General features: G+C 43.4%; 11 protein-coding genes. 4 read left to right on the top strand and 7 right to left on the bottom strand.

Features of this window, described 5'->3' with window-relative positions; genetic code table 11:
- Nucleotides 1–4: 4 nt before the first annotated feature.
- From BTW00_RS13165 to BTW00_RS13155, 3 genes are all read right to left on the bottom strand, one after another.
- A complete protein-coding gene (locus BTW00_RS13165; protein WP_075107777.1) occupies nt 5–2,110 on the bottom strand; it encodes a DUF11 domain-containing protein in 2,106 nt (701 codons plus the stop codon).
- A 66-nt stretch (nt 2,111–2,176) separates the two neighbouring features.
- Complete coding sequence (locus BTW00_RS13160; protein ID WP_075107776.1) at nt 2,177–2,641, bottom strand: hypothetical protein; 465 nt, start codon at nt 2,639–2,641, stop codon at nt 2,177–2,179.
- A gap of 249 nt (nt 2,642–2,890) precedes the next feature.
- Nucleotides 2,891–4,873, bottom strand: coding sequence for a hypothetical protein (locus tag BTW00_RS13155; RefSeq protein ID WP_075107775.1), 1,983 nt, complete (start codon nt 4,871–4,873; stop codon nt 2,891–2,893).
- 550 nt (nt 4,874–5,423) lie between these two features.
- On the opposite strand from BTW00_RS13155, the gene aceE reads away from it, so the two are divergent.
- Entirely contained in the window at nt 5,424–8,237 is a 2,814-nt protein-coding gene (aceE, locus tag BTW00_RS13150) for a pyruvate dehydrogenase (acetyl-transferring), homodimeric type (RefSeq protein ID WP_075107774.1), read from the top strand.
- A 25-nt stretch (nt 8,238–8,262) separates the two neighbouring features.
- Nucleotides 8,263–9,960 carry a 2-oxo acid dehydrogenase subunit E2 gene (locus BTW00_RS13145; RefSeq protein ID WP_075107773.1) on the top strand — a complete coding sequence of 566 codons (1,698 nt, stop codon included), beginning with the start codon at nt 8,263–8,265 and terminating at the stop codon, nt 9,958–9,960.
- Nucleotides 9,961–10,124: 164 nt separating this feature from the next.
- On the opposite strand, the gene BTW00_RS13140 is transcribed toward BTW00_RS13145, so the two are convergent.
- Entirely contained in the window at nt 10,125–10,751 is a 627-nt protein-coding gene (locus BTW00_RS13140; RefSeq protein ID WP_075107772.1) for an OmpW family protein, read from the bottom strand.
- A 487-nt stretch (nt 10,752–11,238) separates the two neighbouring features.
- Here BTW00_RS13140 and BTW00_RS13965 point away from each other — a divergent pair, with 487 nt between their 5' ends.
- Together BTW00_RS13965 and BTW00_RS13135 are read left to right on the top strand one after the other, a co-directional pair.
- Entirely contained in the window at nt 11,239–11,466 is a 228-nt protein-coding gene (locus BTW00_RS13965; protein WP_143506625.1) for a hypothetical protein, read from the top strand.
- A 203-nt stretch (nt 11,467–11,669) separates the two neighbouring features.
- The gene (locus BTW00_RS13135) at nt 11,670–12,653 is read left to right on the top strand and encodes an ion transporter (RefSeq protein ID WP_075107771.1); all 984 of its coding nucleotides are present in this window, start codon (nt 11,670–11,672) and stop codon (nt 12,651–12,653) included.
- A gap of 134 nt (nt 12,654–12,787) precedes the next feature.
- Here BTW00_RS13135 and BTW00_RS13130 read toward each other — a convergent pair whose 3' ends face one another.
- The 3 genes from BTW00_RS13130 to BTW00_RS13120 all read right to left on the bottom strand — a co-directional run bounded on the left by BTW00_RS13130 (nt 12,788) and on the right by BTW00_RS13120 (nt 17,532).
- The gene (locus BTW00_RS13130; protein ID WP_075107770.1) at nt 12,788–13,435 is read right to left on the bottom strand and encodes a TerD family protein; all 648 of its coding nucleotides are present in this window, start codon (nt 13,433–13,435) and stop codon (nt 12,788–12,790) included.
- A gap of 50 nt (nt 13,436–13,485) precedes the next feature.
- Nucleotides 13,486–14,613: a YafY family protein gene (locus BTW00_RS13125; protein WP_058024943.1), complete on the bottom strand. Its 1,128-nt coding sequence runs from the start codon at nt 14,611–14,613 to the stop codon at nt 13,486–13,488.
- Nucleotides 14,614–14,796: 183 nt separating this feature from the next.
- Nucleotides 14,797–17,532, bottom strand: coding sequence for an ATP-binding protein (locus tag BTW00_RS13120; protein ID WP_256714076.1), 2,736 nt, complete (start codon nt 17,530–17,532; stop codon nt 14,797–14,799).
- Nucleotides 17,533–17,812: the final 280 nt, after the last annotated feature.

Below are 17,812 nucleotides of genomic sequence, written 5' to 3'. Positions count from 1 at the left end.
TCAATTAACGAGCGTTTTTAATTTTGATTTTAAAAGTCAAGGTGCCAACGCCCTGAGGAACTAGGGTATAGTTAGTACCAAGAACTGCAGTACTGGTAGTACTAGCTATGCCTGCAGTAGATGAGGCAGTCGCAGAAGTAGCAGGTGAACCAGCTACTAAATCCGCACCAGCTGAAAAGTTAGACAACAAATCCGAAATGGTTAAAGCGTTAAGATTAAAACCTAACGCTGCTGAAGAAGTATTAGTCGCCTGAATACGATAGATAACACACTGATCAGGTTTCGCCTCGACCGCAGTCTGAATAAAGGTACTTGCAGCAACCGTACCTGAACAAGTCGCATCTAATGCTTGAGACTTCACTAAAGTTAAGCCTCTAACGTTAGTCGTATCAGTCACTGTAGTAGCAGCAGGTGCATTAATACCAGCAGGCGTTAGCGTTACAACAGAAGTTTCAGTGCTACCAACAGCTGCAGCATCAGCAACAGTTGCAGGAGCAGCTACATTGCCCGACGACACATTGTAGTTGATTTCTAATGTACCACCAGGTGCAATACCATTTGGAAATTGAGCGGTTGGTAGTGTAGTGCTATTAAGAGTATATGTATTACCACCAGCAACGGTAGGTTGCAGCGTTATAGTAACCGGAGCGCCATTACCAGGCGGCGTATAAGTAGCACTAACAGGACCAGTAACAGGTCTGACAGCCCCATTATTGCCACCATCAGCAATAGTGAAAGTCAATGGGTTAGTATTGGTACCTTCACCATCTTGACCGCTGTTAGTAATGAGAGTTGAATGAGTCGCTTGACTAGCAGTACCTGAAGCAGGGGGAACTTCTCTAGTCGTTGGATTGCTCACCGCAACCGCTCGTCTGGTAAAGCTAGTCACACCAGGACTATCTATACCAGCACCGTTACCTTCACCCGCATCATCAGGTACTCTAGTAACACCTATAGTGCCATCTGTACTATCCAAAATATCATAGTCAGTACCAAGTACAGGAGTAGCAGGTAGCGGGCTAACCGGACCGACAAACTTATCGTAGACTTCTGCGTTGTTAGTTACTGAACTATTAGCAGCTGTAAACTGATCTCTATCGACGTTAACCGTGAAAGTAATCGTGCGACTTGCGCCCACAGCTAAGTTCGCTACGGCAACATTAATAGCTTGTCGAGTACCAACAGTAGAAATCGTAGCGGTACCAGCACCACCAGTTACGGTCACGTCTGATGCTGTGCCATTAGGTAAACTCAAACCTACAGGAAGGACATCTCTGATAACAATATCAGTCGCAGCAGCACTATAGTCAGTAGTCGCGTTAGTGACTACGATACTATAAGCAATCTGTGGGTTGGCGACTGTCAAATCGACAGTACTGGTCGCTGTTTTTACAATTTTGAAGGTAGGCAATCTCACGATAGTTTGGTTTTCGTTCACCAATGTCGCACCAGGTGCATTATTAGCAGTAAAGAAAGTACTGGTCGCTGTTAATGTGCCTACACCTTTGTCATTACCGTTACGATCGTCTGGCGTAGCTGCTTCGTAGCTTAAGTTAGCTCTAGTACCTGGCTGTAGTCTAATAGTACCGCCATTAGTTAGGGTACCTGTCTGTGCTTGAGTCCCTAAAGCGGTGACCTGAGCATCAGTTAAAGGAGTACCATCTGCTTGTACAATAGTAAACGTAACAGGCGCAGTACCTAAAGGGTAGTCGGGAGCAGCCGTTACTAGTGCTGAGTCATTACCTGTGGTATTGATGGTATAAGTATCCGTCACGTTACCCGTGTTGGTTAAATTATGAGTAAAGGTAGTTGTACCACCTGGCGTAGCAGTCTGATTGATAGCAGTATCGTCACCAATACTACCATCATCAACAGTCGATGTGAGTGCAAAGTTAGCCGTTTCGCTAACGTTAACGGTTACTGTGTTAGAGGTTACAGATGGTTGACTGACGCCAGCAATACTGTAGCTTGCAGTTGCTACGTTATTAATTGGCGCAGCGCCTGCTGTTACAGCGGTAGCTGGGGTCGCTGCATTAGCGCCAGTAGACACACCCATTACTGCGGCGACGCCGACAGCTAGCAGGCTATAGTTAAAAGTGTTTGATTTCATATAATGCTCCAGGGTTAAGATTAAAAATTGAAACGTTAAAAGCGTGAAGGTTTAATGTCTATTGAATTAATTAACGGTGGTATTGAGAGCAACAGCTGCTGACTTTTTAGCTGGCAATAACTTAATATTCCAACGCAGAGTGCGGTATTCAGAATATGGAATCTTGACCATTTTGCCATCGACTTTACGCATAAGTGGCATATCAGCATAGTTTTTGCCATCGATACTGGCTTGCGCACTTGCAGGCATCGCATCGCCAGTAAATGTCATATTGGCAGGAATAGGTAGCGTCACCATTAAATCGTTAATATCTTTATTGATGGTATTGGTATAATTCGCTTTATACTGAATCACAGTACCTGCCGGTGCGGTGCGTACTGGCGTATAGACTGTTTTACCTTCCGCATTCTTTATGACTTGATTGGCTGTTAGTTCCATTTTTAGAGCATCATCAGCATGTGCTACATTTAGTAAAGAGCTAGAAGCTATAGTAGCTAATAGAATATTGCGTAGAATCTTGAAACGTTTCATATAAAATCCTTTCTTATACCGTTACTATCATTGGGATACTGATGCTTTGGGCTGCCGTGAAACTGTCTATCATTTGCTATCAGGGTCGTCTATAAAAAGCACACATTCCCCTTTAAGCTATTGTAACGTAATCGATACAAGTATCAATTATAAAGATGACAAATGGTGTTTCAAGATGACCAAACGGTAAAAGCCCTGTCTAAGAAGACAGGGCTTGATTGAGTACTCAGTAATTCGATACACAGGTGTTTAGTTACTAATGGTAGTACCATATTTAGTATTAAAACGAATGGCCTGACGGCGAGTGGCTGTAGTAGCACCTAAGGAAAAAGTATTGGTGATCACTGTACCGTTGTTACCAATAGATACTGAGTTTGTTGCAAATGATGGAGTGCCACTATTTTCACCAATAGGTATTGGATTAACTAAGGTAGAAGTAATTAGCGAATTATTAGAGTCGTTTTTACTCTGTAGCTTATCCTTGATAACAATATCTGTCAGAGAAACATTACCTCGATTGATAGCTTCAATTCTATAAGCGATACATTGTCCTGGCACAATGCCAGATATTGGTTTTATACTATACGCGCTGCTAGCACTACCTTCATAATTAACACCAATTGTGGCAAGGTTATTTAGACTACAGTCATGAATATACTGACTTTTGATCAATACCAATGCAGCATTTTCTTGAATAACATCACCGAAATCATTGCTAGGATAGTTGTACTGACTATTAATGATGTTTATTTGTCGCACATCGCTTGTCGTGTCTACAGAATATGTATAATTACTAGGTTCATTCTGAGTGACACAGAGTCTTGTGTAACTGCCAACTTGTGCAGATGTCAAATTGAAGCTGTAGGTACCGTCACTATTGATATTCACTGTTTGAGGTGAAAACGTCCCACTATCACCGGCACATTTATTCAAAGTAATGGTGTGACCAGTGGTAAAGGGGATCCCAGATTCAGTTGGTGAATCGTACTTACCGTTAAAGTAAAAGACATTATTTAGATATTTATCTGATACATCGTCTTTATTTGGGCTTGCAACGTTACCGTTATCGTTAAATACGGTGCCTGAGAATACGTAGTTTGCACTATTAGTGATAGTACATGTAATTTCATCACCATAAGTAACATTACTAAGGGTGAATGAACGAGTTTTAGTAGTAGGGTTATAGCTCATTGCAGTCGTAGGCATAACCGTTGTACTACCTGTAGTAGCGTTGCTGCAAGTATAAGTAGCGTTATAATTTGCTATCTCACCAAGCGTCGTACCATTCATCGCTTTTTCTGTGACGGTATATATATTGTTCTCTGCTAAGCTAAGCGTAGTACTAGTCCCATTGGTAATTGTTGAGCCTGTACCAGTAGTCGTAAAACTATTTGTAGCTATTGATCCACCACTAACTACAATTTCAAACTGGTCGTTAGTTTTGACACGTGTGCTATTTAATGCTTTTTTTACAATGAGTTTGGGCGGCGCGAGGCAAAAGTAGAAATCGGAATAGCCTACTAAATGATCACCAGTTGACGTTGTCGTGGAGGCACCAGAGTATGGATTACCATGTGTGGTTACAAATGGCGTATTTGCTGATTGGGCTTCCCATTCAATATTAAAATTACATGGACTACTAGGACTACAGTTTGCCCACTGGTTTGCAGTAATCGTTTTATTCGAATTGGATACAGTAAAGTTGTTAGCGAAATTGCTAAAAGAACCACCTGTAGTAACAATTGATACCGACTCAGTGTATCTTCCAGCAGCATTTGCATCTAAGTCTTGAACGACAAAACCGTATTTTGTAACGGGTTTATTAATAGTGGCCGTCAACCTGTGATTCACATCAATTTTTTCGCTGCTATGACGCATGTTAAGAGCATTGGTAGTAACACCAGCAAAACTGCTAACTTCTGGATAGCCAGTTCTAATAAAGTTGATATCGGAAAAAGATAAGACGAGTTTAAGACCACTGTCAAAGCTATAAGTGGTACTAGAGTTGCCTGCTGCTGACCAACTCAAGGTGGCCTTAGGCGCTGTTGTAGTACTCTTAGAGCCTAAGTAATACATAGCATGTCCACTTGGACATACAGGATCAGCTTCAGCAAAAGCTACATTGCTAATCAAAAACATAGGAATAGCAGCTAACAATGTCATTATCTGACATATATATCTATTGAATAAATGCTTTTTCGTTGAATTCAAAAGTCGCTCTACCTTTTGCATCTCAATATTCCTATGTATTAAAGCCTAATGTAAACGTTTATTTACCAAAAAAAATCGTGTTATACATATTTTGTATTTTAAGTAATATTTTTGTAAAAATCATATTAAATAGATGAATGGCATTTTTGTCATGACCAGTTACCCTATGTTGCAAGATTAACCAGTCATATTCCATAAAGCTATCAATTAATAATATTTACCTAATAACTAATCATTATTTATTTAAAAAATACTTGTTATTTATCCATTTCTCTACAGCCATAAACAATTGCCTCGCAAACGCTTATAATAGAGTGTCAAAATCATTCATGACTGAATATACAGGGACAACAGTATGATCTGTTTTGTAGTTTCGTCCATTTGACGCATATGTCAATTCTCAGTGGCACTATTTTGTATAATCTAGCTGTATCTCACCGTATGAAACAAGGGAATGCTTGGACATAGCAAGGAAGTCATAAGTAAACCGATATCTCACTTCACACCAGTATTTAACAAAGCCTTACCGTCTAGATAGGTAGGTATGACTGATATAAAAGGATCGACAACAATGAATTATTACAAGGATGCTGATAGCACCGAAACCAAAGAGTGGCTACAAGCCTTTGAGTCTGTTCTCAAACATGCAGATAAGGATCGCGCGCAGTTTCTTCTAAAAGCCTTGTACAATATGGCGGTGCAAGAAGGGCTACCATTTAATAGATTGGATACCGCGTATATTAATAGTATCGCTGTTGAAGATGAGCCAATGTATCCAGGCGATCTTGGTATGGAGCGTAAAATTCGTGCGTTGATTCGTTACAACGCTTTGGCAATGGTCATGCGTGCCAACAAAAACGATGATGATTTGGGTGGTCACTTGGCGTCATTTGCCTCTAGTGCCACGCTTTATGAAACAGGATTCAACCATTTTTTCCGTGCGGCAAGCGATCACTTCGGTGGGGACATGATTTATTATCAAGGTCACTCAGCGCCAGGTATCTATGCACGTTCTTATTTAGAAGGTCGTCTAACCGAAGATCAGCTTGATAACTTCCGCCGTGAAGTGGGTGGTAAAGGCTTATCAAGCTATCCTCATCCATATTTGATGCCTGACTATTGGCAGTTCCCAACGGTATCAATGGGCTTAGGTCCGATCATGTCGATCTATCATGCTCACGTGCATCGTTACATGGAAAACCGTGGCTTGCTCGAAAAAGAAGGCCGTAAAATTTGGGCATTCTTAGGTGATGGTGAGACGGATGAGCCAGAAAGCTTAGGCGCAATCTCTCTTGCTGGTCGTGAGAAGTTGGACAATCTAATTTGGGTTGTTAACTGTAATCTACAGCGTCTTGATGGTCCAGTCCGTGGTAATGGTAAAATTATTCAAGAGCTAGAGTCGGTATTCCGCGGTGCTGGCTGGCGTGTGATTAAAGTCATTTGGGGTGGTAAATGGGATAGCCTGCTTGCCAATGATGATACTGGCGTGCTCAAACATCGTATGGAAGAAGTGGTCGATGGTGAATACCAGCTATATGAAGCGCGTACGCCTGAATTTACTCGCAAAGAATTCTTTGGTAAATATCCTGAATTAAAAGAAATGGCAGATGCATTGACTGATAAAGACATTGCACGCCTAAACCGTGGTGGTCATGATCCACAAAAAGTGTACGCTGCGTTTAGCGAAGCGATGAAAACCAAAGGTCAGCCAACGGTCGTACTGGTCAAAACTGTCAAAGGCTATGGTTTGTCAAGCACAACACAAGCGGTCAATAAATCGCATCAAATCAAGAAACTTGATCAAGAGGCGCTTGTTTATTTCCGTGATCGCTTTGATTTGCCATTTACCGATGAGCAATTAGAGACCCTACCATTCTACCGTCCTGAAGAAGGTTCGGCGGAAATGAAATATCTAAAAGGTCGCCGTGAAGCATTGGGTGGTCATCTGCCAAACCGCCGTAGTGGCCATATTCCGCTGAACATCCCTGAGCTGTCGATATTTGATCGCGTATTAAAGGGTAGTAATGGTAAAGAGCAATCAACGACGATGGTATTTGTACGTCTGTTATCAGCCATGCTGAAAAACAAAGACATCCAAGATCGTGTGGTACCAATCGTACCAGACGAAGCGCGTACCTTTGGTTTAGAAGGTATGTTCCGTCAATTGGGTATTTACTCTGCGGTCGGACAAAAATATACGCCAGAAGATAGCGAAGCATTGATGGGCTATAAAGAAGCCATCGATGGCCATATGTTAGAAGAAGGTATCAACGAAGCGGGTGCGATGAGTACATGGATTGCCTTGGCAACCAGTTACTCTGTGAACGCGCTACCAATGATTCCGATGTACATCTATTACTCGATGTTTGGCTTCCAGCGCATAGGTGACTTGGCGTGGGCAGCAGGTGACTGTCAGGCACAAGGCTTCTTATTAGGGGCTACTGCGGGTCGTACGACTTTGAATGGTGAGGGCTTACAGCATCAAGATGGCCATTCGCAGATTTTGTTTAACACTGTACCGAATTGCGTGAGCTATGATCCTTGCTATGGTTATGAGCTAGCTGTTGTCGTACATGATGGCCTACGCCGTATGTACGGAGAAGGCGAGCGCGTTTATTATTACCTAACGCTAATGAACGAAAACTACGACCAGCCTGCCATGCCAGAAGGAAGGGAGGAAGGTATCAAGCGCGGTATGTATTTACTTGAAGACAACGGCTCAACTCAGGTACAGCTATTGGGTTCAGGCGTGATTCTACGTGAAGTACAAAAAGCGGCTCAGATCCTAAAAGATGAGTTCAATATCACATCAAACGTTTGGAGTGTCACTAGCTTCAACGAGTTGACTCGTGATGGTATGGTTTGTGACGACTACAACCGTCTACATCCAATGGATGAAGAAAAAGTGCCATGGGTTACTGAGCAATTAGCACCGCACGAAGGCATCGTAGTTGCAGCCACTGACTACATGCGTAACTACTCAGAGCAAATTCGTGCTTGGTTACCAGACAACCGTCCTTATACCACGCTTGGCACAGATGGTTATGGCCGCTCTGATACTCGCGAGAACCTACGCAGCTTCTTTAACGTTGATGCGGCTCATATCGTTGTCGCCACGCTTAAGCGCTTAGCGGATGAGGGTGAAGTCGAGATGCGTTTGGTAAAAGATGCGATTTCAAGCTTAGGCATCGATGCGGATCAGCCACCTGCATGGCACCAACAGTCTTATTATGATCATTCTCCAGATGCACCTGCACCAGGCAAAGTCAACCCAAGTCCTGTGCCTGAGTTCGTTGCTGAAGACGATGAAGATATCAGCAATGAAGGCCGCGCCGAAGATCAAGCAGATGCGCCCTTGCTCAATGACGGTGATGTCAAAGAATAATAATCATAAGACTAGGAGATAAAACATGGACATTAAAGCCCCCGATTTGGGTGTCGATAGTGCTGAAGTCAGCGAAATTATGGTAGCAGTGGGTGATGTCATCGCAAAAGATGACAACATCGTTTTGTTAGAGTCTGACAAAGCGTCAGTTGAAGTACCAAGCTCTGCTGCTGGTAAAGTCACCAAAATCAATGTCGCCATTGGTGATCAAGTCAGCGAAGGTATGGTATTGATCGAAGTAGAGAGTGCTGACGCAAGCGATGATAATGACGATACTGCCGAAGAAGTAACTGATTCAGAACAAGCAGACGATAATAATGAAGACGCACCTGTTGAAGATGATGCAGATGCAGAAGAAGCGACTGATGATGCTGGCGAAGGCGCATCGACTACCCATGCACTGCCAGATATAGGCGTTGATGAAGCGCAAGTGGCTGAGATTATGGTGAGTGTAGGCGACACGGTCAGTGCCGATGAGTCTATTCTACTGATTGAGTCAGACAAAGCCTCAGTCGAAGTGCCTGCACCAGAAGCAGGCGTAGTCGAAAAAATCTTGGTTAATGCTGGTGACACTGTTGCCAACGGTCAAGACTTTATCGTTATTAAAGCGGCAGGTACTCCTAAGGCAAAACCGAAAGCAGATACTGCTAAAACTGAAGATAAAGCGGACAAGCCTGCACCGAAAACTGAAAGCAAGTCACAGCCAGCCCCAACAGGCGAGCCAAAGCAAGCGCCTGCACCGACCTCAACTGCTGCACCTGCGGGCAAAAAATTGAGCGAAGCGGAAGTCAATGAAAAGTTGGTTGATGTATATGCAGGTCCTGCTGTACGTAAATTGGCTCGTCAGCTTGGCGTCGATATCACACAGGTAAATGGTTCAGCATTAAACGATCGCATTCTAAAAGAAGATCTGTTTGCGCATGTTAAAAACCGTTTGACCACCCAACAAGCCGCACCAGCTGCTCAGGGTGCTGTTAGCTCAGGTCTGCCAAAACTACCTGATATGAGCAATGTTGAAATCTGGGGCGAAACAGAAACCCAAGATTTAAGCCGCTTGCAAAAAGTGTCAATCCCGCAGCTGAACTACAATACCTATCTACCGCAAGTGACACAGTTTGATTTGTCTGATATCACTGAAACTGAAAAACTACGCGGTGAGCTAAAGGGTGACATGAAGGCGCAAGGTATTGGCCTGACTATTTTGGCCTTTATTGTTAAAGCAACTGCTTACGCTTTGACCCAGCACCCACGCTTTAACAGTCATTTGAGTGATGACAATACGCAAGTGATTTTGCGTAAGAGTGTTAACATGGGTATTGCGGTTGCGACTGATGACGGCCTAGTGGTTCCTGTGATTAAAAATGCACAGGACAAAGGCATCAAGCAGATCGCCATCGAAATTGGTGAGTTGGCAGGCAAAGCACGTGATAAAAAGCTCACTACTAAAGACATGCAAGGTGCAAGCTTTACCATATCAAGCCAAGGTATCTTGGGCGGTACAGCATTCACGCCACTGGTCAACTGGCCACAAGTGGGGATCTTGGGCGCATCAGAAGCGACTATGCAGCCTGTTTGGAACGCGGCTAAGCAGACTTTTGAGCCGCGCTTGATGCTGCCATTGTCATTGTCTTATGACCACCGCGTCATCAATGGTGCGGATGCAGCGGTATTCACTCGCTATGTTGCTACATTGCTTGCTGATCCACGCCGTATTTTGCTATAGCTGATACGCTACGCTAAAAACTAAAACCAAAAAAAGACTGCCTAAGGGTGGTCTTTTTTTTTTGAGCAGTACTGTATTTGAAATAAGCAAATGTTAGCCAAAAAAAAGCCAGCATCAGCGCTGGCTTTTTATACTTAGATCATCGAGTTTAATACGATTTGTGATTAAAACTGTTTAACAAATGCAACGCCATATACCCAAGGGCTGATATCGATTTCACCGATGTCACTGCCATCTAAAGTAGCATCTGTTTTGATGTCCATATAACGCGCATCGATACGGAAAGCTTCAGTTGGAGCGAAAGGAATGTCTAAACCGACATGACCAGCCACACCAACGCTATCATCAAGATCTAAATCACCACCAGTAGAGATTCTTTCTTTAAAAAAGGTCGTATAGTTCACGCCAACACCAACGAATGGCTTGATATTCATTGGCATGTTGTCAGAGTCAAAGTGATATTGCACAGAAAGAGTTGGTGGTAAGTGTTGGGTTTTACCTGTTAAAACTTTTGTGCCATCCGCACTGTTTAGATCAAAATCATGATGAAATGGAAGTGCTGCGAGTAGCTCAACACCGACATTGTTGGCAATGAAATACTCACCACTAATAGTTGGCTGTATATCGCCGTCAACATCAACAGACAAACCATTATCTAGAGTGCCATTATCACTTTTAGGGTCAACATAATGTGCACCAGCCGCAATAGACCAAGTGCCAGCAGGTACGGCAAAAGCAGTGGTCATGGTAAGGGCAGTGGCAGCGGCTAAAACTAGGGATTGTAGTTTCATGATTTGGTTCCTTAATATATTAAAAGGTTATCAGTGCTAATAAGGGATGACATTGCACACTGATACATAATGTTATAATGGATGATAAAGCGGTAACATTATGACTCTATTATAGTATAAAACCATAATTACTGTAAGGTTTTAATTATGCTTTACTAAGTTTTATTTAATTATTTATAGTAAAGGCAATAATTGTATAATTATTTTGATTATTTAAAAAAATTGATTATTGTGAGGTAGGGTATAAGCCTGTTGTGATACTCTGAAAATGGGTAGATAAGAATTATAGTCAATCCACTAAAAAAGCGTTACAGCGTTAACCTCGCTTGAAGTATGACGTATACATCTGCACTCGGTTGCCTTGTACCACTCTTAAATTGGATCAACTATATATTGATTATTGCTAATGTCTAAACGGTAGAATTGGAAATAAATGGTGACGGCTTACTGAATTGATATTCATGATTTGATAAGAGGCGTACGTATTATGCTCGGTTATTGTAGCAACTCCCCACTACGTTGTAAGAACGCCCGTTCTACCAAAATATTGAATCAGGTAGATTCTTGTTGCCCTGAGTGCCATTTATTTTTAGTACCTGCTCAAGACATCAGCCAGCAATTGCCCGCTGATGAGCAGTTTTTACGATTATCAGTAGTAGGCACCGCATTGGTGCTATTAATAGCAGTCTATCTTTATTATCTACATGGGACATAATAGCGGCTGCTGATGAACAGGCGATAAGCCAATGCCATGCTGGGTCATGTCAAATAGTTGATATTTTCGTATTGATCAAAGTGCATTGATGAAAGCGCATTGAATAAAGCGTGCGCTCTTGGTGATAGAGCGCTTGAACACCTTGCAAGGCAGTTAATTTATTTTATTTATATAATACCGGTATTTCACCGAATAGGGACGGCATGCTACTCCAATCTATAAGGCGCTTACGTCATTTTGTTTATGATACGTTGCAAAATGATGAACATGACACTTTATTTAGCCGCTATATTGATTATTTTCTCATATTTTTGATCATGACCAATGTGGCAGCTGTGATTGCTGAGTCAGTTGACAGCTGGTACTACCCTTATCAAAATTATTTTACTTGGTTTGAAAACTTCTCTATTGTGGTCTTTTCGATTGAGTATCTGCTGCGGCTATGGAGTGTCGCTGAAGCCAAACCGGACAATACAACGTGGAAACAGCGTTGGGATTGGGTGAGAAGTCCTTCTGCACTCATTGACTTGGTAGCCATTGTTCCAGCCTTCTTAAACTTCTTCGTCAATATCGATTTGCGTTTCTTACGTATTTTGCGTTTGTTCCGTATTCTCAAACTGACGCGTTATTTTGCGTCCATGCGTATCCTGCTAGTGGTCATCAGTAAAGAGCGCGGTTCGTTCCAAGCGGTTATTTTTATATTGATTATTATGATTGTGACTGCCTCGAGTGGCATTTATTTGGTTGAAAACCATGCGCAGCCAGAAGAGTTTGAGTCAATACCCAAAGCCATGTGGTGGGCGGTGGTGACGCTTACGACGGTGGGTTATGGGGATGTCACACCAATCACTAATGCTGGCAAGATATTGGGTGCTATTATTACGATATTGGGTGTGGGTTTGGCTGCACTGCCCGCAGGTATTTTGGCGACAGGTCTGGCAAATGAATTGGCACAACGCCGTGAAGAGCTGGAGCAGCATTTTCGTGAGCAGCTGATCGATAGCGACTTTGATTTGGTACAAAATCAGATGATGATTGACAAGATTCGCCGAGAGCTGGGACTGGATAAAGAGCAAGCACAAAATATTGTACTGCAAGTGCTACGTGAGCAAGAGCTTGAGCGGCGCGAAAAAGAAGTGGAGGTGCGTCAAAAGAATTTTTGCCCGCATTGCGGTGAGGTTTTATAGCTTAGTATCTATCAGGCAATCATAGAAATTTATGCTTAAGATTTCTAGAAACAAGTATATTTGTCAGGAAACATATAAAGGGTACTGTGTGGTTGAGACGCAGTACCATTTTTAGATTTTATGATCGACTAACGCTATATTCCTTGAGGAATCGGTAGCGCCCGTGCCAATTCATGCGCAACTTCTTGCGCCGCTTTTGAGAGATCTTCTGCGCTCAGTGGTAAATTTTGTAGGGTTAAATGCCAGTCATCAACGGATCGGCGCAAATGAGCCACCCAAAGCGTTTTACAATCACGTGGGAGCTGCTTTAGGTTGACTTCAAAACAGCGGTTACCCTCATCATCACTCAAATGAATCTCACCTTTTTTGACCCTAGAGAGTGAGTGCCCGTGATAGGAGTTGGCAATCAAAGCGATATGAGTGATATGTAAGGGAATTTCTTCTAGCTCTAGTCTGATTTGTTCTTGATCAAGCGGAGCCAAATACATGGCTTGCTCTCCGCGATCCTTACCGTTTAGACTGTCTCCTTGGTGCTTGACGGATTCAGCTTTGTCACGTAATTGTTTGAACCAGACAATATCACTAATGATGCAATTGTCATCATATAAAATGCAAGCCAAGTCGATATCTACCGCGCTTTTGTCCTTTTTAAAACGTTTAAACAACCCTTTTGGCTCGATCTTAGTAAATTCATAGTTGAGCGCAAAAAATAACGTTCCCGTATCCAAGCCCAGTCCTCTTAAACTGTCGGAAAGCAGCGGTGATGGGGCAGCGGTTGGCATAATATTCCTTTTTTAATTTTTAGTGGTTAACGATTAGTGTCATTCGAGTGTTATTCGTTGTTTGTCATTGCAGGTTGGTCCAATACCGCTTGATAAAGGAGTGCAGGCTTGGCGTCTAACAGTCCACTGCCAAAACCACGTAACCACCAAACCAGCTGTGAGGTCAAATTAACGGTCGCTTTTATTGTTAGGGTGTCGTCGTCGTTTGATGTGACGATTTGATCATCACTCAGCTTACTTTCAGTCAGGCTTCTGCCTGCCTGTTGCGTAAATTGTAGCTCAACGGCTGTGTTTTTACCACGCTCAGCCAGCTCACCGAATAACGGATGGCTAAAGCCCATGCTGCCTTCATCCAAATAAGTATCGAGCTGAAAGTTATCTGGTGTCTGTGCTGCGCTCTCTAAAATCTCGACTCTATCAAATCGATGCAGCGCAAAAGTGCGGATGGTGGATTTTGGATCATCGGTACGAGTTGCCAGTAGATAAATAATCACGCCACGCTGGATAATGGCAATAGGATTTAGGGTGTATTCACTGGCCTCTGATTTATTGCTGCGAGTGTAGCAAGCATTAATTTGCAGCTGATAAAACAATGCATGGTAAATGTTGTCTTTGCTATCTAAATCTATATCTGGGGCAATAAGTGGCTGGGTAGCAGGCTCGATACGTACACGGTCTATCCATGAATGCGTGACTTTACTGTTTTTGAGCTGTCGTCTTGCTAGATCAAACCACGGAAATAGTTCGTCTAAAATCACAGGTGGCAATAGCTGAGTGAGATTGGCCTCGACCATATTAAAAGCAACTGCCTGCGAGAGGTTCATATGCGGCAAGCTTTGCAGCGGTGCATCTTCCTTCCAGCGCCAACCTTGTGGATTGGCGTTGTTTTTTTCGATAGGAAAGCGTTTGGCCAATGCGTTCAAATCACGTTGCACGGTACGCAGGCTGATGTCAAAACCGGCCATCATGAGCTGTTCATAAATATGAGTCGTACCTACCCAGCGATTGCGCTGTAGCTGTGACAGTACTTGCCATTGACGAGCCGTTGTCGCTGCCCCGTAACGATTATCCTGGGTCTCTTTTAACACATCGTTTTCTGCCGCCTCTATTGCAATTGCTTGCTCATCAGAATCTGACTGAGCTTGAAGGTTATTGGCATTAGTAGAATGTACAGTCATCAAAAAATACCCTTTATAAAGTCACAGGTTATTGTTCTACAGATTTTGGCTGGTTGTTTATCATCTCAGAAAAGCATCAAAGCGTCTAGGGACGTTCGTATACATTTAGACATCGTTTAGGCGCCGTCTAAACATGGTCTAGATACGTCCTAATTATCATTTTGGTGTGTTGTCATTGATACTTTAAGCTTCACTTTGCTCATGATTGTCAGTGACGTCACTATCGCTATTTTCGCCTTTACGTTTTTCTTTTTTTATTTTGTCCTCTTTTTTTTGGCGCTTGGCTTTGCGTTTTTTCTTCTCTTTCTTTTTTGACTTTTTATCATCTACCTCATCATCGCCGTCTTGGTTCTCATCCCATAACATCAGACGATTTAGGACTTTGCCAAATAGGCTGTCCTTGCGGTAGCGACCTTTTTTATTCATGGTATCGATGGGTAGGCCTGTCATTAAGGTCAATGCTTCACTCAAGGTATAAACGCCATAAATATGGAAGTCGCCGTCTTTTACCGCAGCAATGATATCGTCGCGTAGCATGAGTTGTTTGACATTGGCCATTGGAATGACCACGCCTTGAGCGCCCGTCAACTCTTGTTCACGGCACGCATCAAAAAAGCCGGCGATTTTGGCATTGATACCACCAACCGCTTGTACTTCGCCCAGCTGATTCATAGAACCAGTAATGGCAAAGGATTGATCAATAGGGACATTTGCTAAAGCGGATAGTAGCGCACAACCTTCGCTAACGGTGGCACTATCACCATCGATATGGGCGTAGCTTTGTTCAAACGCGAGCGAAGCACTAAAATTTAGCGCATGGTGTTGGCTAAATAACGCACGCAAATAACTGGTCATGATCAACATACCCTTGGCGTGCAAGCTACCACCCAAGTCTACATCACGCTCGATATCAAGGATTTCACCTGCGCCAATATTGGGCTGAATGACCGCAGTGAGGCGCGCTGGCATGCCAAACTCACTATCGGCATAGCTGACGACGGTCAGGGCGTTGACTTGCCCAACTGCACTGCCTTGGGTTTGAATCAGCTGCTGGCCGTTTTTGAGTTCGTCCCAGTATAGATCGCGCAAATATCCTGAGCGCTCATCCATGTCGTCAATTGCCTGAGTGACATGATCTGATGTCACCATTGTCTCATCATTTAAACGAGCGTGACGGTTTGATTCATGCAACAGTTTAATCAACAAATCACTGTGTAGGCTTAAACGGTCCTGCTCTTCAGCTTGCAAGCTCAAATGCTCAAGTAACGTGGCTTGCGCGCTACTATCGAATGGATAGAGATTAGCATAATCGATGATGTCTGCCATTTTCGCTACCAGTGCCAATTCATGCTCGCTGGTGCGCGTCACATCATCATGAAAGTCCGCGCGAACTTTAAACACTGCATCAAACTCAGGCTCAAGCTCAAGCAGCTCATAATATAAGTCTGCTTCACCTAATAAGATCACTTTGATATCAAGATCAATGGGCGCTGGTGATAAAGACAAGCTACCTGTTAGCGTTAGCATTTGCTCAAGGCTTGAGAGCTTAATTTTACGTGACTGTAGCGCGCGCTTTAGACCTTGCCATGCATAAGGATGCTCAAGTAAATGGCTGGCTTCTAGCAGCAGGTAGCCGCCATTGGCACGGTGTAGGGCACCTGCGCGAATCATACTGACATCAGTCGTTACTGTCCCTAATTGAGTGATTTGCTCAACATGACCCAATAAGTTTAGATGGGTTGGTAAGTCTTCAAAGACAACAGGCGCGCCACTGTCTGGTGCGTGACTGACAATGACATTGACCGCGTAACGGCTGGGTGTTGTGGTCAATACAGCCGTCACAAACTCTTCATCATCGCCGTTAACGATACGCTCTACATGAGTAACCATATCGGCAAATATGGCTTTGAGATAGTCAACCACAAGTGGGTGCGTGGCAAATTGCTCATAAACAGGCGCGAACAAAGGCTGTAGTGCACGGCGTGCGATACTGCGATGCAGTGATTCTATCGCATCGTTGGCTTCGTCTTCTAACTGCTCCAACGCAATGGTTAGCTGACTGAGGCGCTTTTGCATATGGTTTTTCTGTACGAAGTTATTTAACTCAGCCTCGTACTCACTGTTACCATACTCAGAATTTTGAGCGTTGTTTTGATCTTCATCATGGTTAGTCTTATCGTTGCTCAATATATTGGCTTTTTCGTTATCATTTCTTGGCGACGAATTTGCACTGTTGCTAGATGATTCTGAAGCCTTTACAGGGTCGCTACTACTGTCTGTCGTCAGCTGACTGGGATGGACGAAAACTGCCTTGTTATCAAACGAGCGAAACGTTAAGGCGAGGTCATACTGTTTGCCCTCAGCGTTTAGCGCGTCGTAAGCATGACTCTCTTTTTGATGCGTATTATTTTTAATCGCTTCGATTTTACTTTGGTATTGATCACTACGAAAGCGTTGGCTTAGTCGCTTTTTTGCCTGTTGCCACAAGTTATTGACCTGCTGTTGTAGCAAGGCGGCTTGCCCTGCAGGTAGACGCAGAGCCAGTGGCGTACGCGGATCGGTAAAATTGTGCACATAAACCCAATCATCAGGCGTTGGTGCATCGGCGGCAATACGGGCCAACAGGCGACTGATGACAGTACGCTTACCCAAGCCGTTCTCGCCAGCAGCAAACACATGATAGCCACTTGCTTTGATGTCTAGCGCAGTGTGCAGGGCTTTGAGCGCACGCTGTTGACCGAAGCCAACATCTAAGTCGGGCGCAGTACGTGTGTCGGCAGGCAGCTCATCAGGGTCGCTATAGCGTTTTAGTTGCTCAGCCGAAATACGGCAACTTTTTTGAACCTCAGTAAAAATAGGATTTGGGGCGTTAGATATTACTGGTTTATCGTCTTGTGAGTCAGCGGTAGGTGGTACCATATTATTAGCGTCTTTTGATATTTGAGATATAGGGGTATAAGGTTGTTCGGTCATAGGTTTTTGAGAGATCGTTTTAAAGGTATTGAAAGAGTATGAGGGATAATATATTTATTCTGGTCATGCGCGCATTGAATTTTTTATAATTAATAGGGCGTGTTGAACATTCGCAAATAGCCACTGCTGATCGCTAAAATTGTTCCAGACAAGGCACAAAGCGACGATAATGCAGATGCCTTAGCGAGATTTGTAACGCAGTATGGGGCAATTTTAGCATCAGCCC

The organism is Psychrobacter sp. C 20.9 (assembly GCF_001921765.1).
Lineage (GTDB): Bacteria > Pseudomonadota > Gammaproteobacteria > Pseudomonadales > Moraxellaceae > Psychrobacter > Psychrobacter piscatorii_B.
This window is presented reverse-complemented; position numbering and strand designations above follow the sequence as displayed.